The following is a 21,735-nucleotide window of genomic DNA, read 5'->3' on the forward strand; positions in this document are numbered from 1 at the left end:
ACAACGCGTTCATGAACGCGGCGCTCCAATGCGCGCAGTGATCGCCAGTGCCGTTGCGGACCCGCAGGCGTCACACCCTCATCAGGAGAGACCGAATGAAGAACACGTTGCTCGTGGCCGCGCTCGCGGCCGTTCTGGGGCTCAGCGCGTGCAGTCAGCAGGGTGATGTCGAACAGGCGCGCCAGAAGGCCGCCGAAGATGTCGCCAAGGCCCAGGCCAAGGCCGCCGAAGAGGCTGCGGAAGCGAGCCGCAAGCTCGACGCCGCCCGCGAAGAGGCGAATGCCAAGGTCGCGAGTGCCGAAGCCAGCGCGAACGAGAAGATCAACGCCGCGACCAGCGACGCGATGGACGTCGCCAAGGACGCCAATGCCGATGTCGCTTCGGTCGAGGCCGACACGATCCGCAAGCAGGCGCAGGCCGATCACGATCTCGCGATCGCCAAGGCCGATGCCGACCTCAAGGTCGCCAAGGAGCGTTGCGAGGCGCTGCCTGCGGGCCAGTCGGGTCCGTGCAAGGATCAGGCGGATGCTGCACACGAAGCCGCGAAGGCGGCCGCCAAGCGCGCGCTCGACGACGCCGAGACGGCGGCGAAGGACGCCAAGCGCTGATCGTCGCCTCCCGGCGGCAATCCTTGGGGGCGGCCGCGAGGCCGCCCTTTTTTTGTGGCCGCGCGCGACACGTGCAACGGACGTGCGATCGTGACACCGTGGCGGGATGGGAAGTGCGAAGAATGAACCCGGCGGCGTCACGCTATCGAGCATCGACACATGCGGAGTCGTCGGCATGGCGCTGGCACTCGGACTGGCGTGGAGCACGACCGCCCACGCCGCGGAGGCATGGCGCTGCACCGCGTCCGACGGCAGCGTGAGTTTCCAGGACAGGCCGTGTGCGTCCGACCAACGCAGCACGCGCATCGCGATCGCGCAGGATCCTGCGCCGCCGCCACGATCGGCCGATGCCGATCGTGGCGATGGTGACGCCGACGATACCGCGCGATCGGCTGCGGCACCGCCTGCATCATCCGCGCGCGAACCTTCGTCGTCGTGGCTGTGCACGCGTGGCGAGGACGGTGCGCGTTACCTCAGTGACGACGGCATCGGCCAGCAGCGAGCGGTACCGCTCGCGATGCTCGGCGCACCGTCGCGATCGCTGGCCGACACCTACGGCCGTGGCGGCGTCGGTATCTCGGCACCCGGTGCGGGAAGACCGCCTCCGGTGCTGTCCGGTGGTGCCGATGGACTCGGTGCGGCCTACGTCTGGGTGCAGGACACGTGCGAGCCCGTGCGCGGTGCGGCGCTGTGTGCATTCCTCGGCCAGGAGCTCGAGGCATCGGAGCAACGTCTGCGCTACGCGTTCAGCGACATCCAGGCGCAGGCACGCCGCGAACGCGACGCGTGGCGCGCGCGCCTCGACACCTGCGTGCGCTGAGGCTCACGCGCTCAGCGCGAACGGCTTGTGGCGCTGCTCGAGATCGAGCAGGTGGCGCTTCGCGTCGAGCCCGCCGCCGTAACCGGTGAGACTGCCGTTCGCGCCGATCACGCGATGGCAGGGCACGATGATCGCGATCGGATTCGCGCCGTTGGCGAGGCCGACCGCGCGGCTCGCCTTCGGGTTGCCGATGCGCCGCGAGAGTTCGGCGTAGCTGATCGTCTCGCCATACGGGATGTCGAGCAGGGCCTCCCACACGCCGCGCTGGAACGGCGTGCCGCGCGGTGCGAGCGGCAACTCGAAGCACGTGCGCGTGCCGGCGAAATAGGCGAGCAGCTGCGTGCGTGCCTCGGCGAGTGCATCGGCGTCACGGCGCCAGTCCGGTGCGATCGCGAGCGGGCGGCGCGCCTCGGGCAGGTCGATGTGGACGACGGCATCGTCGTCGCCGACGACGAGCATGCGTCCGATCGGGGTGTCGAAACGGTCATAGAACATGGTCATCTCCAGGGTCAGTCCGCGCTGTGCCAGAGCAGGAACACGGTGTAGGCGCGCCACGGGCGCCAGGCTTCGGCGCGTTCGCGCAGCGCGCGCTCGGTGAGGGTCGTGCCCGCGCCGGCCTGGCGACGCAGGATGAGATCGCCCGCGGGGAACGCATCGGGGTGCGAGAGCGCGCGCATCGCGATGTAGTGCGCCGTCCACGGCCCGATCCCGGGCAGGGCGCAGAGCCGGTCGACGAACGTGTCGAGGCCTTCGTGCACGCCGAAACCGATGTCGCCGGCTGCGCATGCGGCGGCATAGGCGCGGATCGTCGCGGCGCGCGCGCGCGTGATGCCGAGCGCCTCGAGCGGCGCATCGACGAGGCGTTGCGGCGACGGGAAGCGCCGACCGAGGCCGATCGCGGCGCTGGCCGGATCCTCGTCACCGTGGTGTTCGACGACGCGCGCAGCGAGCGTGCGTGCCGCGGCGACGCTGACCTGCTGGCCGAGCACCGCGCGCACGCCGAGTTCGAAACCGTCCCAGGCGCCGGGCAGACGCTGTCCGGGCCAGCGTGCGGCGAGCGGCGCGAGTGCCGCGTCGGCACCGAGCGTGCGCATGATCGCGAGCGGATCGGCATCCACATCGAACATGCGCCGCACGCGTGCGACGACCGGCCCGAGCGCCTGCGCGCGCACGCCGTGCACGCGCAGCGCGAGGGCGTCGTCGCCGTCGATCGGCGTGACCGACAGCCAGCCCGGTTCGCCGTCGACGACGATCGTGCGGCGGTAGCCCGATGCGTCGGCGTGCTCGACGCCCGGGATCGCGCGGCGCGCGTAGAACGCGGCCAGCGCGGCGAAGTCGTAGGGCGGGCGGTACGGCAGGCGCAGCACGAGCGGCTCATCGGCCGCGATCGCGCCGCGCGCACGCCGGAACGTGCGCGGCGCCTTGCCGTAGGCCTCGAGGAACGCCGCGTTGAAGCGACGCAGGCTCGCGTAGCCCGCAGCCTCGGCGACCTGCGTGACCGGCAGCGTGGTCTCGGTGAGCAGCTGCTTGGCGAACAGCAGGCGGCGCGTCGCCGCGACGTCGAGCGGGCTCGCGCCCAGTTCACTCGCGAACAGGCGGCGCAGGTGGCGCTCGCCGACACCGACCGATTCGGCGAGCGCGGCGAGCGGTCGGCGATCGAGCGCGCCCTGTTCGATGAGGCGCAGCGCGCCCGCGACGAGGCCGCTCGCGGCATGGTGCAGCGGCGAGCCGGGCGCGGCTTCGGGACGGCAGCGCAGGCAGGGGCGGAAACCCGCCGCCGCTGCCGCCGCGGCGCTCGCGTAGTAGACGATGTTGCGCGGCTTCGGCGTCGGTGCCGGGCACAGCGGCCGGCAGTAGATGCCGGTCGTGCGCACCGCGGTGTAGAACACGCCGTCGAAGCGCGCGTCGCGCGTCAGGCGGGCCTGTTCGCAGACCGCGGGATCGAGCGTCGAGAGGGCGGAGGTGTCGTCCATGGCGTCAATCTAGCAGCCTGCCGCCCACGAGACTCGCCGTTTCCGGACCTCGATGCCGGGCGTGCCTCAAGCGCCGTGGCGCAGGATGCCGCCGTCTGCGGCCACGCACTGGCCGGTCACGTAGGACGCGGCCGGCAGGCACAGGAACGCGACAAGCGCGGCAATCTCCTCGGGCTCGCCGACGCGGCCCATCGGCGTGCGCTCGAGCACGTCGTCGAGCAATTCGGGATCGGCCAGGATCGATTCGGCGCCGCGCGTGCGCGCATGCCACGGCGCGACAGCGTTGATGCGGATGCCGTCGGCGGCCCATTCGGCCGCGAGTTCGCGCGTGAGCTGGTGCAGCGCGGCGCGGCTCACGCCGAGCGCGATGCCCGCGCGTGTCGATGCCATGCCGGCGACCGTACCGACGTTGACGATCGCCGCGTGGGCGTGGCGCGCGAGCTGCGGGTGGGCGAGGCGGCACATCTCGTAGGTGCCGACGAGGCTGGTCTCGAGCAGGCTGCGCAGGTCGTCGGGGGCGAGGTCGAGTGCGGGGCGTGCATCGTGCACGCCGACCGCGTTGACGAGCAGCGACACGCCGAGCTCGAGGTCGGCGATCCAGTCGAACACCTCGAGGCGCTGCTCGGAGTCGGCGAGGTCGGCCGCGAACGCGCGCACGTCGCGGTCCGGGAATTCGTCGCCGAGATCTGCGGCGGCGTGCTGCAGGTGCTCCTCGTCGCGTGCGACGAGCAGGACATCCGCGCCGAGGCCGGCGAGTTCGCGTGCGATCGCGAGGCCGATGCCGCGGCTCGCCCCCGTCACGAGGGCGCGATGGCCGTCGAGTCGCCAGCGTGATGCCTGCATGCCCGTCTCCTGCGCTTGCCCGGTGCGTCGCGCGCGGCGCAGACTGCGGCATCCCCGCCACGCGAGCACGTGCCATGGTACGCCAACCCCGCGCGCTGTCCCTGCTGGTGCTGTGTGTCGCGATCGCGGCGTGCTCGAAGCCCGAGCCCGATCCGCCGACGACACCGCCTGCACCGACCTCGACCGTGCTCGACGATCAGCTCAAGGCGCTCGACAAGGCCAGGGCCGCGCAGGCCGAGGTCGAGAAGAAGGCGCAGGAGACGAAGAAGGCGATCGACGACGCCGGCGGCTGAGCCGGCGCCGCGATCGCGTGGCCGCTCAGCGGCCGATCGTGCAGAAGCAGTGCGCGACGACGCCGTAGCGTTCGCTGCCGAGCGTGCGCAGCAGGCCGAGGGTCTGCTCGAGTTCGGCCTTCGGCAGCAGATGCACGGGCAAGCCGGTGAAGCCGCCCATCGCGGCGAGCGAGGCCGTCGCGCTGCTGTTGCTGAGGTTGAGCGCGAAGCGTTCCCACGCGGTCATCTCGCGTTCGACGTAACGCGTGCGCCAGGTGTCGCCGAGGCCGGCCAGCGCGGCGGCCGATGCGGCCGCCTGGGTCAGCCCGCCGAGCTTGTCGACGAGGCCGCGCTCCTTGGCCTGCGCGCCGCTCCACACGCGGCCGCGCGCGATCTCGTCGATCTGCTCGCTGCTGCGGCCACGCGCCTTGGCGACCTTGCCGATGAAGTCGCGGTAGCCCTTCTCGATCACGCTCGTGATGACGCTCTCGAGCTGCGGATTGAACGGACGACGGATGTCGAGCGCGCCGGCGATCGGCGTCGTGCCGACGCCGTCGGTATGGATGCCGAGCCGCTCGAGTGTCTGCGGGATCGTCACGAACAGGCCGAAGATGCCGATCGAGCCCGTGATCGTGGTCGGCTGCGCCCAGATCTCGTTCGCGTTCATCGAGATCCAGTAGCCGCCGCTCGCGGCGACGTCGCCCATCGACACGACGACCGGCTTGCCGGCCGCCTGGGTCTGCTCGATCTCGCGGCGGATCACCTCGGAGGCGTAGACGTCGCCGCCGGGCGAGTCGACGCGCAGCACCAGCGCCTTGACGTTGTCGTCCTCGCGCGCGCTGCGGATCAGGCGCGCGGTCGTGACCGCGCCGACCGAACCCGGCGTCTGCTCGCCCTGCACGATCGCGCCCTGGGCAACGACGACCGCGACCTGCGGGCGCGGATCGAGCGCCTCGGGCGGCTGCGTGCCGAGGTAGTCGCTCCAGTTGACCTGGCGGAACGTCTCGCCGGTCGTATCGGCAACGCCGCGTGCCTTGAGCAGTTCGCGCACCTGCGAACGCGTGGCGAGCTTGTCGACGAGCTTGCGCTCGAGCGCGAGCTTGCCGAAATCGCCCTTGTAGGACGCGACGAGGCGGTCGATGCCGGCGATGTCGGCGTTGATCGTGGCGACGTCGAGCTTACGCAGTGCGGCGATCTCGCCGAGCATCTCGTTCCAGATGCCGTCCATCCAGAACTGCTCGGCCTGCTTGGCCTCGTCCGACGCACGGTTGAGGATCAGCGGCTCGGCCGCCGACTTGTACTCGCCGACCTTGATCAGGTGCACGTTCACGCCGAGCTTGTCGAGCGCGTCGCGGTAATAGCTGCGGTAGCTCGACAGGCCTTCGAGCAGCACCGCGCCGTCTGGATCGAGCAGGATCTCGTTGGCGTGCGCGGCGAGGTAGTAGCCGCCCTGGCCCATGCCTTCGGAGACCGCGACGACTTCCTTGCCGGCCGCACGGAAGCGGTCGAGCGCCTGGCCGAGTTCGCGCAGCGTCGAGATGCCCGCGCCGAGGCCGTCCGGGATCAGCACGATGCGCTCGATACGTGCGTCCTGTGCGGCCGCGTCGATGACGCGCAGCAGGTCGCGCAGCTGGATCTCGCGCACGTTGTCGCCGCTGAGGTTGGCGAATGCGCGCTGGGTCGGGTCGGCGCTGAACTGCTCGACGACCACGCCTTGCGGGTCGAGCACGAGCGCCGTGCGCGACTCGATGCCGAGGCCGGGCTTGAGCATCGCGGCGACGATCGCGATCACGATCACAACGAACACGACGTTCAGCACGAGCCGTCGCGTGAAGTTGAGCGTGTTCCAGATCGCGAGGAAGAAGCGGCGGATCACGCCGGGCCTGTTGTCCGACATCGGAAAGCTCCTGGGGGAACGGGTGGGCCGCGGCGGCCGGCCATTGCAGTGCAGCGTAGCCGAACGCGCGTGCACGGGCACGCGCCGGAAGTCCCTGTCAGGCGACGGCGCGGCGCACCGTGGCGTGGCGCCAGAAGCGCCAGTTCAGCAGCACCGCGGCCACGCTGAGGCCGGCGATGAGGCCGATCCACATGCCGTGCGCGCCCATGCCGGCGCGGAACGCGAGCCACGCGCCGACCGGCATGCCGACGCCCCAGTACGCGACCATCGTGTAGAGCATCGGCACGCGCGTGTCCTTGATGCCGCGCAGCGCGCCGTTGCCGGCCGCCTGCAGGCCGTCGGAGACCTGGAAGATCGCCGCGAGCACGAGCAACTGCGCGGCCAGCGCGATGATCGCCTCGTCGCCCGTATAGAGCGCGGCGATGCCGTGCGGCACGCCGGCCAGCAGCGAGGCCGAGACGATCTGCATCGCGAACACGAGGATCAGGCCCGCGCGCGCGGCGAGGCGCACGCCGTCGCGGTCGCCGCGTCCGGCGGCGTGGCCGACGCGCACGGTGGTCGCCATCGCGATGCCGAGCGGAATCATGAACGCGACCGACGACACGTTGATCGCGATCTGGTGGCTGGCCATCGTCGCGGTGCCGAGGCGGCCTATCGCGAGCGCGACCGCGACGAACAGGCCCGCCTCCATGAGCAGGGTCACCGCGATCGGCGCACCGACGCGCAGCAGTTCGCCGATCGCGTGGCGGTCGGGGCGTTCGAGGCGCGCGAACAGGTGCAGCCCGCGGTAGGCCGGCCGCGTGCGCAGCCACACCGCGAACGCCGCGCACTGCAGCCACAGCACGAGCGCGGTCGCGAGGCCGCAGCCGAACGCGCCGAGGCGCGGCAGGCCGAACGGGCCGTACATGAAGACGTAGCCGAGCGGCGCGAGCACGGCGAGGCCGAGCAGGCCGAAGTACATCGTCGGTTTCGTCAGGCCGATGCCTTCGCTGACGCCGCGCATCGCGAACGTCGTCGCGAGCGCCGGCGCGCCGAACGCGACCGCATGCAGGAAGCCCGTCGCGTCGCCGACCAGCTCGGGCTCGACGCCGATCAGCGGGTAGAGCAGCGGCCCGGCCAGCGCGACGAGCAGGCCGAGGACGATGCCCAGCGGCAGCGCGATCCACAGCGACTGGCGGAACAGCGAGCCGATGTCGCCGTCGCGGCCGGCGCCGTGCAGCTGTGCGACCGACGGCTGCATCGCCATCATCGTGCCGATGATCGCGACGAGCGCGAGCACCCACACGTTCGTGCCGACCGCGACCGCGCCGAGCGTGTGGCGGTCGAGGTGGCCGGCCAGCACGGTGTCGATCACGTTCATGCCGACCGCGGACAGCTGGCCGAGCACGAGCGGAGCCGCCAGCCACGCGGTGGCGGACAGCTCGCGTGCAAGCGGCGAGCGTTCGGTGGGTAGAATGGCGGGCATCGGGGGTGTTCCTGCGGGCGCGGAGTATAGCGGCGCCGGACGGACGTCATGGGCGAAGGAGGGAAGGACGACATGCGGGTCATGCTGACCGGTGCGAGCGGGTTCCTCGGCGCGCACCTGCTCGCGCAGCTGCGCGCGGCGGGCGTGCCTGTCGTCGCGCTCGTGCGCTCGCCCGACGCGGCGTCGCGCCTCGCCGGACCCGGCGTCGAGACGATCGTCGGCGCGCTCGACGATGCCCAGGCGCTGCGCCGTGCGCTGGCCACGCCGACCGACGCGATCTTCCACCTCGCCGCCGACACGAGTCCGTGGCGCGGCCACGCCGCGCGCCAGTTGCGCACCAACGTCGACGGCACGCGCGCCGTGCTCGAGGCTGCGCTGCGTCATGGCGTGCGCCGTTTCGTGCACACCTCGTCGGTCGCGGCCTACGGCGGGCAGGAGGGCGTCATCGACGAGACCTCGCCGCTGCTCGGCCGCGACTCGTGGATCAGCTACGAGCGCACCAAGGCGGCCGCCGAGGACCTCGTGCGCGAGGCCGGTTCGGGGCATGGCCTCGAAACCGTCGTGCTCAATCCGGCCCACATCCTCGGTCCCGGCGACACCCACAACTGGGCGCGCCTGTTCCTGCTCGTCGACAGCGGCCGCCTGCCCGGCGCACCACCGGGCTCGGGCGCGTTCGCCGACGTGCGCGAGGTCGCGCGTGCGCACGTGAACGCGTGGCGCTACGCGATCCCGGGCAGCCGCTACCTGCTCGGCGGCGAGCACGCCACGTTCCTCGAGCTCGTGCAGGCGATCGCGCGCGTGCTCGGGCGCGAGGCGCCGCAGCGTGCGCTGTCGGCCTCGCTGCTGCGCATGTACGCGCGCACGCTCGACATGGTCTCGTCGGTGACGCGCCGCGAACCCGACGTCACGCCGCAATCGGTCGCGCTGACCTGCCACCACCTGCGCGTGGATTCCTCGCTCGCGATGCGCGAGCTCGACTACCGCGTCACGCCGCTTGAGGTGCTCGTCGACGACACCTGTGCATGGCTGCGCGCCCAAGGACACCTGCAGGCCGCATGACGATCGGGATCGACCTTCCGCCGCCGCCCCCGCCGCCCTCGGGCGGCGCGATCGCCACGCCCGCGGCACGCCCCGACGCGACCTTCGAGGCGCCGCCGCCGCGCGCCTGCCCGAACTGCGGTGCGCCGATCCAGGGGCCGTACTGCTACGCCTGCGGCCAGTCCGAGAAAGGCATGATCCGCCACCTCTCGGCGGTCACGTCGGATCTCGCCGACATCGTCTTCAACGTCGATTCGCGCATCTTCCGTTCGCTGCGCGACGTGTACTTCCGCCCCGGCTTCATGACCACGGAGTACATCGCGGGCCGGCGCGCGCGTTACGTGACGCCGTTCCGGCTGTTCTTCTTCCTGTGCGTGTTCTCGTTCCTCGCGATGCAGATGAGCATGGACATGCCCGCGGCCGACCGCGCGATGGCCGGCAGCAACTTCGACATCGATACCGCGCCGACTCCCGAAGAGGTCAAGCGTCAGGTCGACGAGGCCCTTGCGCTCGTCAACATCAAGCGCAAGGAGAAGGCCGGAGACGTCGCGCAGATCGCCAAGCTCGAAGGCCGGGAAGCAGCCTTGCGCGAACGTGCCGACGAGCGCCTCAAGGAACTCGCCGAGGCACAGGCCAAGGGCGAGACCGGACCGGTACCGTCGAAGCACAACAACATCACGATGTTCGACGTGAACGGCAAGCCCTGGGACGCGGAGACCAACCCTCTCGTGGTGGGCTGGCTGCCCGATGCGCTCAACGCCAAGCTCAACGAGGCCATCGGCCGGACCAAGGAGAACCTGCGAGCGGGCATGAAGCAGCCGTCGCGCCTGCTCGCGGGCTTCATGAGCCTGCTGCCGCAGACCCTGTTCGTGATGATGCCGTTGTTCGCGGTGCTGCTTAAGCTCACCTACCTGTTCAAGCGCAGGCTCTACATGGAGCACCTGCTCGTCGCGCTGCACAGCCACGCCTTCATCTTCCTGTCGCTGCTCGTGCTGCTTGTCCTCGCGTGGATCGGCTCGTGGGCGGGGCCCGGCAGCGTCACTGCGGGCGTCACGGGGATCCTCTCGGCGGCGGCATGGATCTGGCTCTTCGTGTCGCTGTTCATCACGCAGAAGCGCGTCTACCGCCAAGGCTGGTTCTTCACGACGGTGAAGTACGTCTGGGTCGGCGTCTGCTACACGATCATGCTCAGCATCGCGATCACGTTCGCGGCGATCATCAGTCTCGCTGTGACCTGAGCTCGCGGTAGCGCTCGCGCAGCGCCTCGCGCTGCTGCGGCGGCAGGTTGCGGTAGCGGTCATAGGCCTCGATGAGGCGTTGCTGCTTCTCGGGCGGCAGGTCGCGGAACTCGCGCAGGCGCTCGCGTGCCTGGGCACGCTCGGCCGGCGTCATCTGCGCCCAGCGCGCGAGGCGCGCGCCGAAGCGTTCGCGATCCTCGGCCGGTGACGTCGCGTGGCGCGCGGCGGCGCGTGCGAAGCGGCGCTGCTGCAGCGGGCCGAGGTCGTTCCATTGCGAGGCCAGCGGTGCGAGCAGGGTCTGCTGGTCGGCGTCGAGGCTCGCCCACGGCGTCGCACGCGCGAGGCGCCCCTCGCCGGCGGGCGGGACCGGCTGCGCGAAGGCCTGCGGCGGCGGCAGCACGGCGGATGCCGCGGCCAGCGCGAACGCGGCGAGCAGGTGACGGAACGTGGTCATGACGGGCCTCACAAGTGTCCTGCCGGATTCGACGCGACCGCGTCCTGATCGCTGAGCCAGGCGTAGAAGTCGAGATCGGTGTAGAGGTCGGCGCGCGCGTCCTCGGCGAAGTCGTCGTCGAGGGTCGCGGCGAGTTCGGTCGATGGTGCAGGCGCCGGCGGCGCGACGCGCAGGTGCAGGCCGAGCGCGAACGCGATCGCGAAGCCGCCGGCCATCGTCGCGGCAAGCCCGCCCCACAGCCAGGTCCGCGCGGGTCGACGTCGCGAGGCGAGTGCGGCGTGGCGGGCCTGGGCGAGACGCGAGCGCGTGCCCGCATCGAGGCCGCCGACCGAGGCATCGAGCCGTCGCGTGACGGCGCGCGTGAAATCGTCGTGGTCGCTCATTGGAACGCTCCGAGGCGCTGGCGCAACGTGGCCAGCGCGCGTGAAAGATGGGTCTTGACGCTGCCCTCGCTGCAGCGCATCGCCCGGGCGGTCGCGGCGACGTCGAGGCCTTCCCACAGGCGCAGCAGGAACGCCTGGCGCTGGCGCGCAGGCAGCGCGCGCAACGCGGCGTCGAGCGCGCGCGTGGCCTCATCGTCCGAGGCGCGGCCGCCCGGTCCCGGTTCGGCCGGATCCGGCACGGCGGCGAGCAGGTCGGCCTCGTCGTCGTCCGCACCGCCGAAACCTAGCCGCGTGAACCAGCGCCCACGCACGCGCTGGCGGCGCTGCCAGTCGGTGATGCGGCTGTCGAGCACGCGGTGGAACAGGGGCGCCCAGTCCGCCGCAGGTTTGGTGGCGTAGCTGCGCACGAAGCCGAACATCGCGTCCTGGACGATGTCCAGCGCGACATCGCGGCTGCCGCAGCCGAGCTCGGCGATGCGCAGCGCGCGCCGTTCGACGTCACGCAGGAAGCGGTCCAGCGCGGCCTCCGTCGAGGATGTCGCGGGTTCGAGGGACGACGTCATCGTCGGCGCAGGGTCCATCAGGGCTAGGGCGGGCGCTCGCGGGGTCATGGGCACCACAACGCGCTCGTGGGCGAACGGTTGACGCAGGGCCTCGATGGCATCCCGGGTACGCCCTGTCAAGCGGTTTGTGCACAGCTACGGCGTCGCCGCACCAGACGGCTCCGTATGCTGCCGCCTGTTTGAACCGTGCCTTAAGCGGGTTTGCAGGTCATTGAAAATGAAAGTCTTTTCCGGGTGGTCAAAGTTTCACCAACGTGACAGAACGGGCTTTTGCAGGCGTTGCGGATGCCGATGCCGATGCGTGATCCACAAACTTATCCACAGCTTCTGTGGATAAAGCCAAATCTTCCCGGGTGGCAGTCACTTGGGGTGTTTTCCTCACCCCAGGGTTAGAAACGTGACGCAAGTCGACCGGCTGTCACATGGCGCGCCGGCGTACACTGCGGGCCGCGCTCCCGACTCGCTGCGATGACCGCCCTGATCCGCGTCGCGGTCCCCGTGCCGCTGCCCCGCCTGTTCGACTACGCCCTCGCCGACGCGGCCGTTCCGCCGGCGCCCGGATGCCGCGTGCTCGTGCCGTTCGGAAAGCGCGAGCTGGTCGGCGTCGTGGTCGGCCCCGGTGACGGCGGCGGCATGGACCTGTCGGCGATCAAGCCGGTGCTGCGCGTGCTCGACGACACGCCCTGGCTCACCGACGAGCTCGTCGCGACGCTGCACTGGGCCGCGCGCTACTACCAGCACCCGGTCGGCGAGGTGTTCGATGCGGCCTGGCCGTCGCTGCTGCGCACCGCGCGCGAGCTGCCCGATACCGGCGAACCCGGTCTCGCACTGACGCCCGATGGACAGGTGGGACTCGACGCACCGCGGAAGCGTGGCACCCACATCGACCACCTGCTCGAGCGCCTCGCCGCGGGGCCGGTCGCGAACGCGCTGCTCGACGACGATCTGCCGGGCTGGCGCAGCGCGGCGCGTACCTTGCGCAGCCGCGGCTGGCTGGCCGCCTGCGTGCTGCCGCGCGCCGAGGTGCGTGCGCCGACGCGACCCGGTCCGCCCCTGCACGACGAGCAGGCCGCCGCGGTCGCCGCGATCGAGGCCGCGGCGGGCACGTTCGCGCCGTTCCTGCTCGAAGGCGTCACCGGCAGCGGCAAGACCGAGGTCTACCTCGGCGCGATCGCGGCCACGATCGCACGTGGCCGCCAGGCGCTCGTGCTCGTGCCCGAGATCGCGCTGACGCCGCAGACGATGCAGCGCTTCCGCGAGCGCCTCGGCATCGACGTCGCGATCCTGCACTCGGGGCTCGGCGACGCCGAACGCGCCAAGGCCTGGGCCACGGCCGCGCGCGGCGAGGCGAAGGTCGTGCTCGGCACGCGCTCGGCGGTGTTCACGCCGCTGCCCGCGGCGGGCCTCGTCATCGTCGATGAGGAGCACGACGCCTCGTACAAGCAGCAGGACGGTTTCCGCTATCACGCGCGCGACCTCGCCGTCGTGCGCGCCCGCGCGCTCGGCGTGCCCGTGGTGCTCGGTTCGGCGACGCCGTCGCTCGAGAGCCTCGCCAACGTCGAGGCGGGACGCTACACGCGCCTGCGCCTGTCGCAGCGTGCGGGCGGCGCACAGCCGCCGTCGCTCAAGGTGCTCGACGTGCGGCGCAAGCGCGTCGACAACGGCCTCGCGGTCGAGACGCTGCAGGCGATCCGTGCCTGCGTCGACGACGGCGGCCAGGTGCTCGTGTTCCGCAACCGTCGCGGCTACGCGCCCGTACTGTTCTGCCAGGGCTGCGGCTGGACGGCGGCGTGCACGCGCTGCGACCGCCCGATGACCGTGCATCGCGGCGCGGCACGCCTGCGCTGCCACCATTGCGGTGCCGAGGAGCGCATGCCCGCGGCCTGTCCCGCCTGCGCGAGTCCGGCGCTCGCGCCGCAGGGGCAGGGCACCGAGCGCCTCGAGGAAACCCTGTCCGAGCGTTTCCCCGACGTGCCCGTCGTGCGCATCGACCGCGACAGCACCCGCAGCCGCAGCGGTCGCGACGCGCTGTTCGAGACGCTGCACGCCCCCGGTGCACGCATCCTCGTCGGCACCCAGATGCTGGCCAAGGGGCACGATCTTGCCGAGCTCGCGCTGGTCGTCGTGGTCGGTGTCGACGAAGGCCTCTACAGCGTCGACTTCCGCGCACCCGAGCGGCTCGGCCAGCTCATCGTGCAGGTGGCCGGTCGCGCCGGCCGCGCACGTCGCGCGGGTGCGGTACTGCTGCAGACGCACCATCCGCAGCACCCGCTGCTGGGCGCCCTGCTCGAGGGCGGCTACGCGAAGCTCGCCGCCGCCCTGCTCGAGGAGCGTCGCGCCGCGGCGCTGCCGCCGTTCGCACAGGTCGCGCTGCTGCGCGCCGAAGCGACGTCGCTGGCCGAGGCGCGCGCCTTCCTCGAGGCGGCCGTGGCCGCCGCGGCGCCTTACGCCGAAGAGGCGCAGGCACACGGCCCGATGCCGGCACCGATGCCGCGCCGTGCCGGCTACCAGCGCATGCAGGTGCTGGTCGAGGCGTCGAACCGCAGCGCGATGCAGCGTGTCCTGCCCGCGTGGCTCGACGCGGTGCGCGCGCTGCCCGGTGCGCGCCGCGTACGCTGGTCGATCGACGTCGATCCGGTCGAGATGGGCTGAAGCGGTACCGCGGGCCTTGAACCCCGGGGAGCGCCCCCCACTTGTCGGGTCACGCCCGAGGCCTCTTCCGCGTGTCATCATGCGCGGCTAGAATTGGCACTCACATGGCCCGAGTGCTAGCAGCTCGGAAGAATCCGTTCCCCATCAACCTGTTGAAGGAAGCATCATCATGGCACTTCGCCCGTTGCACGACCGCGTGATCATCAAGCGCCTCGAGGCCGAGACCAAGTCGGCCGGTGGCATCGTCATCCCCGACGCCGCGGCCGAGAAGCCGATCAAGGGCGAAGTCGTGGCCGTCGGCACCGGCAAGATCCTCGAGGACGGCAAGGTCCGCCCGCTCGCCGTCAAGGTCGGCGACAAGGTCCTGTTCGGCAAGTACTCGGGCACCGAGGTCAAGGTCGATGGTGACGAGCTGCTCGTCATGCGCGAAGAAGACCTCGTCGCCGTCATCGAGTAAAGCGACCCCCGCGCCGACGCGCGGACCGTCGAAGCCACGCGCTCCGGTCCGCCACGTCGACAGCGTGACGCACCGATCCGCCACCCCATTCCCGCATCACATCCTGGAGCTCCACACATGGCAGCCAAAGACATCCGTTTCTCCGAAGACGCGCGCGCGCGCATCCTGCGCGGCGTCAACACCCTGGCCAACGCGGTCAAGGCCACGCTCGGCCCGAAGGGCCGCAACGTCGTGCTCGAGAAGAGCTTCGGCGCGCCGACGATCACCAAGGACGGCGTGTCCGTCGCCAAGGAGATCGAACTCGCCGACAAGTTCGAGAACATGGGCGCGCAGATGGTCAAGGAAGTCGCTTCCAAGACCTCCGACGTCGCCGGTGACGGCACCACGACCGCGACCGTGCTCGCGCAGGCGCTGATCCGCGAAGGCCTCAAGGCCGTCGCCGCGGGCATGAACCCGATGGACCTCAAGCGCGGCATCGACAAGGCCGTCATCGCGGCCGTCGAGGAGCTCAAGAAGCTCTCCAAGCCGTCGGCCGATTCGAAGTCGATCGCGCAGGTCGGCACGATCTCGGCGAACGGCGACGAGCTGATCGGCAAGCTCATCGCCGAGGCGATGGACAAGGTCGGCAAGGAAGGCGTCATCACGGTCGAGGAAGGCTCGGGCCTGGACAACGAGCTCGACGTCGTCGAGGGCATGCAGTTCGACCGCGGCTACCTGTCGCCGTACTTCATCAACAACCAGCAGAGCCAGCAGGTCGAGCTGGAAGACCCGTACATCCTCCTGTACGACAAGAAGATCTCGAACGTGCGTGAGCTGCTGCCGGTGCTCGAGGGCGTCGCCAAGGCGGGCAAGCCGCTGCTGATCGTCGCCGAGGAAGTCGAGGGCGAGGCGCTCGCCACGCTCGTCGTCAACACGATCCGCGGCATCGTCAAGGTCGCCGCCGTCAAGGCGCCGGGCTTCGGTGACCGCCGCAAGGCGATGCTCGAGGACATGGCGATCCTGACGGGTGGCCAGGTCATCTCCGAGGAAGTCGGCCTGCAGCTCGAGAAGGCGACGCTGAAGGACCTCGGCCGCGCGAAGAAGGTCGTCATCTCCAAGGAGAACACGACGATCATCGACGGCGCCGGCGAGGCCGCCAACATCCAGTCGCGCATCAAGCAGATCAAGGCGCAGATCGAGGAGACCTCCTCGGACTACGACCGCGAGAAGCTGCAGGAGCGCGTGGCCAAGCTGGCCGGCGGCGTGGCCGTCATCAAGGTCGGCGCGGCGACGGAAGTCGAGATGAAGGAAAAGAAGGCGCGCGTCGAAGACGCCCTGCACGCCACGCGTGCGGCGGTCGAGGAAGGCGTGGTCCCGGGCGGCGGCGTCGCGCTGATCCGTGCGCTGTCGAACATCGGCAAGCTCAAGGGCGACAACGAAGACCAGAACCACGGCATCCAGATCGCCAAGCGCTCGATGGAAGCGCCGCTGCGCGAGATCGTCACGAACGCCGGTGAAGAAGCGTCCGTGATCCTCAACAAGGTCGCCGACGGCAAGGGCAACTTCGGCTACAACGCCGCGACGGGCGAGTACGGCGACATGGTCGAGCTCGGCATCCTGGACCCGACCAAGGTTACGCGCACCGCGCTGCAGAACGCCGCGTCGATCGCCGGCCTCGTCATCACGACGGAAGCCATGGTCGCCGAAGCGCCGAAGAAGGAAGAAGCCCACAGCCACGGCCCGGCCGGCGGCGGCATGGGTGGCATGGGCGGCATGGATTTCTGATCCTGCTTTCCAGCGTCGTGTTTCGAGAAAGGCCTGCGAAAGCAGGCCTTTCTTTTTATGGCGCGGTGGCGGGCCGGAGCGTGGTGCATGCGGCCAGCGGTCGACGCGTTGACGTGCCCGGCAGTAGCCAAGATGAAGGCTGCCTTGTGCAAGGCATCCTCGACGAGAACGCGATGCCGGCGCCGACGCTGCATCTCGTATCGGCGTTCACGAAGGCCAACAAGGACGTCGACCTGCTCTACCTCGCCAACCAGGACAACGAGCTGTTCCGCAACGACGCCTACTTCACGCGGCGCCTGTGGGACTACTTCGTCCAGCACCTCATGGGTGCGACGCCGCCGGCGTACCGCATCGCGCCGCCGCCCGGGCGCTGAGCGCGGCGCGCATGCCTGCGGTCGACCTCGTGGAACACCGTCACTCGAGCCCGTCGGCGAACACGAGGTCCGACTGCATGCGCACGACACCGATGTTCCGCCCCGGCGTATAGGCGTAGCCGGCGGCGACGGGCTTGCCGGCGACCAGCATCATCGCCTCGACACCGTCCTGGCCGGGCGCCGTGACCTGCACGCGCACGACGCCGTTGGCATCGAACGAGGTATCGAGTGCACCGTCGCGCATCACGCGTGCGAAGAAGAAGTCCTGCCCATTCGTGCCGTTCGGATCGATCCAGCCGGCCGCGATCACACGTCCGTCGCTGCGCAGCTCGAGCGCGAGCAGGCGCGTGCCTTCCTCGCGCGTGAGGTTGCGCAGACCCGTGCCGGCGTACGTCATGTCGCGCACGCCGTTTGCGCCGAGACGCACGAGCGCGCCGCGGTTCGGTGATCCCGCCTCCCAGTTGCCGACGGCGAGCACGAGGGAGCCGTCCGTGTCGGGCGCGACCGCGCGCGCCGCCCAGCCACCCTCGTTGGCGCTCGGCAGGTCGAGCAGGGTCACCACGCCTCCCGTGCCGAACGACGTGTCGGCGTTGCCGTTGGGCAGGACGCGCACGACGACGGGTCGCGGCGAACTTCCCGAATCCACGCCGGCCAGCACGATGCGGCCCTGGTGATCCAGCTTCATCGCCTCGATACGTGGCTGGCCGGTGACCGGGATCGAGGTCCAGCCGCCGGACCCGAACGTCGTGTCGACCGCGCCAGCGGCGGTCATGCGCAGCACGAACACGCGGTAGGTGCCCGGACAGTTCAGGCAGTAGCCGCCGAACAGCAGCTTGCCGTCGCGCTGCGCGATCGCGGCGGACAGGTAGAGCCTTCCGTTCGGCCACGGACTGCCGTCGACGACGATGCGCCCCTCCTCGCCGAACGTCGGATCCGCGTTGCCGGCGGCGGTGAGCCGCACGATCGCAGGCGGCGACGCGGCGACGATCTCGTCGGCGACTTCCGCGTATCCAAGCAGAAGCACCTTGCCGTCCGCCTGCGGAACGATGCCGTGGAGCTTGTCGTGGCCGAGCGGCACGGCGTCGACGCCGATCGTGCGCAGGCCCTGGAAGCCGAAGCCCGGATCGGGCGTGCCGTCGGGCCTGAGCTTGGCGATCGCGTAGTCGATGTTGTCGTCGGAACGGCGGATCGTGCCGCCGACGAAGGTGTTGCCTCGAGCGTCGGCGGCGATGCGTACGTCGTCGACGCCGCCGCCCGAGAACGTGACGGTGGTGATGCCGTCTGCCGAGAACGTCGGGTCAGGATCGCCGTCCGCAGCATGGACGCTTCCGGTCGCGAGGCAGGCGGCGGCGAGCATCATGCCGATGCGATGCGGGATGCGCCGGGTCCGCGGTGGCGCCGCATCGTCGGCGGTGATCGGGTTCGGCGTGATCGTCATGGCGGGTTGGTCATCGAGGGATTCACGACCCTCCACGTCGTGCCGCCGTGCGCGGGGCCATGATTCCGCACGGATGTGGGACGATGCGGCTCCATCGAGCGGGTTCGCCCCGCGACAGGCAGGATCCGTGCGCAGGAACGCAGCAGCGAAGCCCGATCTCGATGTCTCGGCCGACCGTCTGTCGCGCCTGTCGACGCGCGCGCTCGGTGCACGCTACGCCGAGCTGCATGCCGCGGTTTTCGCATGCTACGAGGACGAACCTTCGAAGCACGATCCGGCCGCGCGCCGCGCCGCGGCCGAGCAGCGTGCCGCGCCGATGATCGAGGCGGCGCGCGTCGTCCACGCCGAGCTTGTCCGACGGTTGCGGCGGCGCGCGCGCATCTGGTGGGGCGTGACGGTCTCGATCAGCTTGATCGGCGTCGCCGTGATCGCCTGGGTGCTCCTCGCCGCGCGCTGACGCGGGAGACAAGGACATGGACGGGCGTCTTTTCCCCGCGTGGCCCGCGCGCGGACCGTCCTGCGTGGACGTGGCGAACAGGGACACGCCATGCACACGACGCTCCGCACCATCCTGCCGCTCGGCCTTGCCTTCGTCATGCCCGCGCACGCGGCGACCTTCGTGGTCACGCGCGGCGATGATCCGGTCCCCGGTGCTTGTGCCGTGGGTGACTGCTCGCTGCGCAGGCGACGCCATCGGCCGACACGATCACGCTTGCCGCCGGCGTCTACAACGTCACGCGCGGCGCGCTCGTCACGGTCGGCGGCGTGACGATCGCCGGCGCAGGTCCCGACGCGACGCACATCGTCACGAGCACCGCGGCGAGTCGCTTCGAAGGCAGTGCCGCGCCCGATCTCGTGCTGCAGGACCTGCGCCTCACGACGGCGTCCGACGCCGTGCAACTCACCGCAGGTGCGCTCACGCTGCGCAACGTGACGATGCCGTCGGCGTCGAACTTCGTCGGCATCGGCGACGAGGATGGCAGCGTGTCGGTCACCCTCGAGGACTCGCGCATCGCGAGCGCGGTGGCGGGCAGTGGCGCCCATGTGGACGTGCGCGCGCGTGACAGCGTGCTGGCCGCGCTCGGCGTGGTCGGCGACACCGGCACGCTCGAGGTCGATCGTGTACGGCTCGAGGGCGCGGCGCCGGCCACGGCATTGACGCTGATCGGCGGCATCCGTGCGCGCGTGCGTGACAGCGTCGTGACCGGCTACGGCAAGCCGCTCGAAGTGATCGGCGTGTCGAATGCCGTGGATGCGCGCTTCACGCGCACGCGCTTCTCGGCCAACACGGGGCCGATGACCGGCAGCGGCGGGGGCATGGTGACGTTCGACGACAGCGAGTTCCGCAACCACGTCGTCGACAGCGCGCACCTCCAGCAGCCTGCCGTGCTGCGCGTGGACGACACCGTCGCCTGGCGCTTCAACCGCGTGCTGTTCGCGGGCCACCGCGGCGGCGGAGGCGGTGACGTCGACGGCGCAGTGATCGGCGTCCTGCCGGGTGGCAACCTCGCGATGACCAACGTGACCTTCGCCGACAACACGTTCCGCAGCGGCGTGTCCGGCGGCATCGGCCATGTCGTCGGCGTGCGTTCGACGGCGGCGGCTCCCGCGATCGCGTGGATCACCCACGCGACCATGCGACGCGCCACATCGTTGACCGCCGCGACGCCGGGCTCGCTCCTCACCGTCGACGGAGCGGGCTCGAGTGTGCGCCTGTTCAACACGATCCTTGACGGCACCTGTGCGTTCTCGTCGGGTGGCGGTGTGCTGCAGGCGGTCGGCAACCTCGAGTCGACCGGCAGCACCTGCGGCCTTTCCGCTGCCGACAACGACACGAGCGTGCCGGCCTCGCAGCTGCGAATCGGTTCGCTCGTCGACGTCGGCGGATTCGCGCAGGCGTTCCTGCCGGCCATCAGCAGCGTCGTGATCGACGCGGCGCATCCCACCTGGTGCCTGCTCGGCATGGGCCTGGACCAGCGGCGTCATGTGCGACCGTCCGGCGGAGCAGCCTGCGACATCGGTGCGATCGAGGCGGGCGCGCCCGCGGACACGATCTTCGCGTCCGTTTTCGACTGACGGCCGCGCCGCCTGTCCGGCGTCACGCGGCCGGGCGTTGTCGAAGCCGGCAGCCTCAGCCGGGATCGAAGCCGTTCCTGAAGATCGACACGCAGTCGACCGGCATGTCGGTGGCCGCGGTGCCGTCCGTGATGCTCGCGGGCGATCCCTCGTTCGCGCCGACGCCAAGGCCGCGCCTCGCGAAGGCCTGCCACACCAGGCAGCGGTCCTGTCCGCCATGCAGGGTCTGGTCGGCGAGGAGGATCGCGTCGCGCGCCGTGACGAAGCCGCCCGGGCACGGCATCGTGCGCATCGCTTCGATCAGGAGGCGCAGCATGCGGCTCTCGGCACGGTCGCCGACGCCGAGGTCGCCCTGCGCTCCGTGCGCGTCGGCCAGGTACAGCGTCAGGTCCCAGAGTGCGCTCGCCACGATCGCTCCCGTCGCGTGCGGTGGCGTGAGCGTCTGGCGCGAGGCGTAGCTCCTCGGGTTCATCGTCATGTCCACGGCGTAGGCCGTGCCGCGGAGTCCGCCGCCGCCCGGCGCCTGGTTCACGAGATAGGTGCCGAGTCCGCGCGGCGTCGTCGCGGTCACGCTGCGCAGGTCGGTCGTGGCGAGCAGCGCCAGCGTGTCGGCGAATCCCACATGCGGGGTTTCGGTGTGCTGGATGCAGTTCGAGGTCAGGCGTGCGTACATGAGCACGCCGTAGGCCCAGGTCGTGCCGGACGCGTCGAAGCTGCTCTCGCGGTTCGGCGTCATCGTGTTCCAGACGAACTGGCGCAACGAGGGCGACGTGCCGTCGGCCGCATAGGCGTAGCTGACGTTGTTGAACTGGCTGACCGCACTGCCGCGCGACACCTCCACGCGCAGCGGATCGCCGCCCATGCCGGCCTGGCCGTAGGTGTTGGCCTGCATGTTCCCGCGTGCCGGCGTGAAGCCGTGGCGCAGGAACACGTCGTGGAGGTGGTTGGTCCAGTAGAACGTGTTGACCGCGAGCGCGTCGTGGTACGCCGAAGGTGCCCACGAGGCGTCGTACGGCGCATCGAACGTCAGTGCCGGGCCGCCGTCGGGGCCCGGGCCGTCGGGCACGCCGTCGGCATTGGTATCGACGTAGACGTGAACGTTGTTGCCGCGCAAGGTCGTGTATTCGGGTCCGGCGATGCCGTCGGTGTCGTGCCAGCCGAAGGGCGAGGCGACGGGATCGTGCGGATCGCCGATCCACGCGCGGATGCCGTGGTTGGGGCTTTCGACCGGGGCAGGGAAGGCCCTGTAGCCTGCGGCATGGGCCGCCCCGGCGATGCACGCGAGTACCGGTGCAGCGAGCGCCATCACGGCGCGCGGCACGCCTGCGCAGGTCGGTTCGTCGATGGTCGGCATGCGTCTCACGGCAATCCTCCTGAGGGTCGCAGGGGAGAACGTCATCCGGTGGCGCTTCCGGCCATC

21 protein-coding genes are annotated in these 21,735 nt (G+C 70.7%); 11 read left to right on the plus strand and 10 right to left on the minus strand.

The window, feature by feature from the left end:
- Positions 1-95 precede the first annotated feature (95 nt).
- Entirely contained in the window at positions 96-608 is a 513-nt protein-coding gene (locus ACQQ2N_RS08840) for a hypothetical protein (protein ID WP_440225346.1), read from the plus strand.
- A 175-nt stretch (positions 609-783) separates the two neighbouring features.
- A complete protein-coding gene (locus tag ACQQ2N_RS08845; RefSeq protein ID WP_440225347.1) occupies positions 784-1,428 on the plus strand; it encodes a DUF4124 domain-containing protein in 645 nt (214 codons plus the stop codon).
- 3 nt (positions 1,429-1,431) lie between these two features.
- Here the strand turns inward: ACQQ2N_RS08845 and ACQQ2N_RS08850 are convergent, their stop codons facing one another.
- The 3 genes from ACQQ2N_RS08850 to ACQQ2N_RS08860 form a co-directional block, all read right to left on the minus strand.
- Complete coding sequence (locus tag ACQQ2N_RS08850) at positions 1,432-1,929, minus strand: methylated-DNA--[protein]-cysteine S-methyltransferase (protein WP_440225348.1); 498 nt, start codon at positions 1,927-1,929, stop codon at positions 1,432-1,434.
- 8 nt (positions 1,930-1,937) lie between these two features.
- Positions 1,938-3,401 carry a DNA-3-methyladenine glycosylase 2 family protein gene (locus ACQQ2N_RS08855; RefSeq protein WP_440225349.1) on the minus strand — a complete coding sequence of 488 codons (1,464 nt, stop codon included), beginning with the start codon at positions 3,399-3,401 and terminating at the stop codon, positions 1,938-1,940.
- Between the two features lie 66 nt (positions 3,402-3,467).
- Positions 3,468-4,244 (minus strand): SDR family oxidoreductase, encoded by a 777-nt coding sequence (locus ACQQ2N_RS08860; protein ID WP_440225350.1) that lies wholly within the window; start codon positions 4,242-4,244, stop codon positions 3,468-3,470.
- A 74-nt stretch (positions 4,245-4,318) separates the two neighbouring features.
- Here ACQQ2N_RS08860 and ACQQ2N_RS08865 point away from each other — a divergent pair, with 74 nt between their 5' ends.
- Positions 4,319-4,537, plus strand: a complete 219-nt coding sequence (locus ACQQ2N_RS08865; protein ID WP_440225351.1) for a hypothetical protein — start codon at positions 4,319-4,321, stop codon at positions 4,535-4,537.
- A 25-nt stretch (positions 4,538-4,562) separates the two neighbouring features.
- Here the strand turns inward: ACQQ2N_RS08865 and sppA are convergent, their stop codons facing one another.
- Positions 4,563-6,413, minus strand: a complete 1,851-nt coding sequence (gene sppA / locus ACQQ2N_RS08870; RefSeq protein WP_440225352.1) for a signal peptide peptidase SppA — start codon at positions 6,411-6,413, stop codon at positions 4,563-4,565.
- A 97-nt stretch (positions 6,414-6,510) separates the two neighbouring features.
- Complete coding sequence (locus ACQQ2N_RS08875; protein ID WP_440225353.1) at positions 6,511-7,878, minus strand: MATE family efflux transporter; 1,368 nt, start codon at positions 7,876-7,878, stop codon at positions 6,511-6,513.
- A gap of 48 nt (positions 7,879-7,926) precedes the next feature.
- On the opposite strand from ACQQ2N_RS08875, the gene ACQQ2N_RS08880 reads away from it, so the two are divergent.
- Together ACQQ2N_RS08880 and ACQQ2N_RS08885 are read left to right on the plus strand one after the other, a co-directional pair.
- Positions 7,927-8,937 (plus strand): NAD-dependent epimerase/dehydratase family protein, encoded by a 1,011-nt coding sequence (locus ACQQ2N_RS08880; RefSeq protein ID WP_440225354.1) that lies wholly within the window; start codon positions 7,927-7,929, stop codon positions 8,935-8,937.
- On the plus strand, positions 8,934-10,154 hold the full coding sequence (locus ACQQ2N_RS08885) for a DUF3667 domain-containing protein (protein ID WP_440225355.1): 1,221 nt from the start codon (positions 8,934-8,936) through the stop codon (positions 10,152-10,154). The genes ACQQ2N_RS08880 and ACQQ2N_RS08885 overlap by 4 nt, the downstream gene beginning before the upstream one ends.
- On the opposite strand, the gene ACQQ2N_RS08890 is transcribed toward ACQQ2N_RS08885, so the two are convergent.
- Genes ACQQ2N_RS08890 through ACQQ2N_RS08900 form a run of 3 tightly spaced genes read right to left on the minus strand, consistent with a single transcriptional unit; the run spans position 10,135 to position 11,554 of the window.
- Positions 10,135-10,608, minus strand: a complete 474-nt coding sequence (locus ACQQ2N_RS08890; protein ID WP_440225356.1) for a DUF3106 domain-containing protein — start codon at positions 10,606-10,608, stop codon at positions 10,135-10,137. The two genes, ACQQ2N_RS08885 and ACQQ2N_RS08890, sit on opposite strands and share 20 nt — an antisense overlap.
- Positions 10,609-10,616: 8 nt before the next feature.
- Positions 10,617-10,991: a DUF3619 family protein gene (locus ACQQ2N_RS08895; protein WP_440225357.1), complete on the minus strand. Its 375-nt coding sequence runs from the start codon at positions 10,989-10,991 to the stop codon at positions 10,617-10,619.
- Entirely contained in the window at positions 10,988-11,554 is a 567-nt protein-coding gene (locus ACQQ2N_RS08900; RefSeq protein ID WP_440225358.1) for an RNA polymerase sigma factor, read from the minus strand. Before ACQQ2N_RS08900 ends, ACQQ2N_RS08895 begins: the two co-directional genes overlap by 4 nt.
- Before the next feature lie 468 nt (positions 11,555-12,022).
- On the opposite strand from ACQQ2N_RS08900, the gene ACQQ2N_RS08905 reads away from it, so the two are divergent.
- The 4 genes from ACQQ2N_RS08905 to ACQQ2N_RS08920 all read left to right on the plus strand — a co-directional run bounded on the left by ACQQ2N_RS08905 (position 12,023) and on the right by ACQQ2N_RS08920 (position 16,801).
- The gene (locus ACQQ2N_RS08905) at positions 12,023-14,206 is read left to right on the plus strand and encodes a primosomal protein N' (protein ID WP_440225359.1); all 2,184 of its coding nucleotides are present in this window, start codon (positions 12,023-12,025) and stop codon (positions 14,204-14,206) included.
- Positions 14,207-14,375: 169 nt separating this feature from the next.
- On the plus strand, positions 14,376-14,663 hold the full coding sequence (groES, locus tag ACQQ2N_RS08910) for a co-chaperone GroES (protein WP_440225360.1): 288 nt from the start codon (positions 14,376-14,378) through the stop codon (positions 14,661-14,663).
- A 117-nt stretch (positions 14,664-14,780) separates the two neighbouring features.
- Positions 14,781-16,427 (plus strand): chaperonin GroEL, encoded by a 1,647-nt coding sequence (gene groL / locus ACQQ2N_RS08915; RefSeq protein ID WP_440225361.1) that lies wholly within the window; start codon positions 14,781-14,783, stop codon positions 16,425-16,427.
- A 146-nt stretch (positions 16,428-16,573) separates the two neighbouring features.
- A complete protein-coding gene (locus ACQQ2N_RS08920; RefSeq protein WP_440225362.1) occupies positions 16,574-16,801 on the plus strand; it encodes a hypothetical protein in 228 nt (75 codons plus the stop codon).
- Positions 16,802-16,841: 40 nt separating this feature from the next.
- Here ACQQ2N_RS08920 and ACQQ2N_RS08925 read toward each other — a convergent pair whose 3' ends face one another.
- Positions 16,842-18,239 (minus strand): delta-60 repeat domain-containing protein, encoded by a 1,398-nt coding sequence (locus ACQQ2N_RS08925; protein WP_440225363.1) that lies wholly within the window; start codon positions 18,237-18,239, stop codon positions 16,842-16,844.
- Between the two features lie 127 nt (positions 18,240-18,366).
- Between ACQQ2N_RS08925 and ACQQ2N_RS08930 the strand changes: the two genes are divergently transcribed.
- A complete protein-coding gene (locus tag ACQQ2N_RS08930) occupies positions 18,367-18,696 on the plus strand; it encodes a hypothetical protein (protein ID WP_440225364.1) in 330 nt (109 codons plus the stop codon).
- Between the two features lie 308 nt (positions 18,697-19,004).
- Entirely contained in the window at positions 19,005-20,315 is a 1,311-nt protein-coding gene (locus ACQQ2N_RS08935) for a choice-of-anchor Q domain-containing protein (RefSeq protein WP_440225365.1), read from the plus strand.
- Positions 20,316-20,370: 55 nt separating this feature from the next.
- Here ACQQ2N_RS08935 and ACQQ2N_RS08940 read toward each other — a convergent pair whose 3' ends face one another.
- Entirely contained in the window at positions 20,371-21,669 is a 1,299-nt protein-coding gene (locus ACQQ2N_RS08940) for a M36 family metallopeptidase (RefSeq protein WP_440225366.1), read from the minus strand.
- Positions 21,670-21,735: the final 66 nt, after the last annotated feature.

Source organism: Dokdonella aquatica, assembly GCF_051987395.1.
GTDB lineage: Bacteria > Pseudomonadota > Gammaproteobacteria > Xanthomonadales > Rhodanobacteraceae > Dokdonella.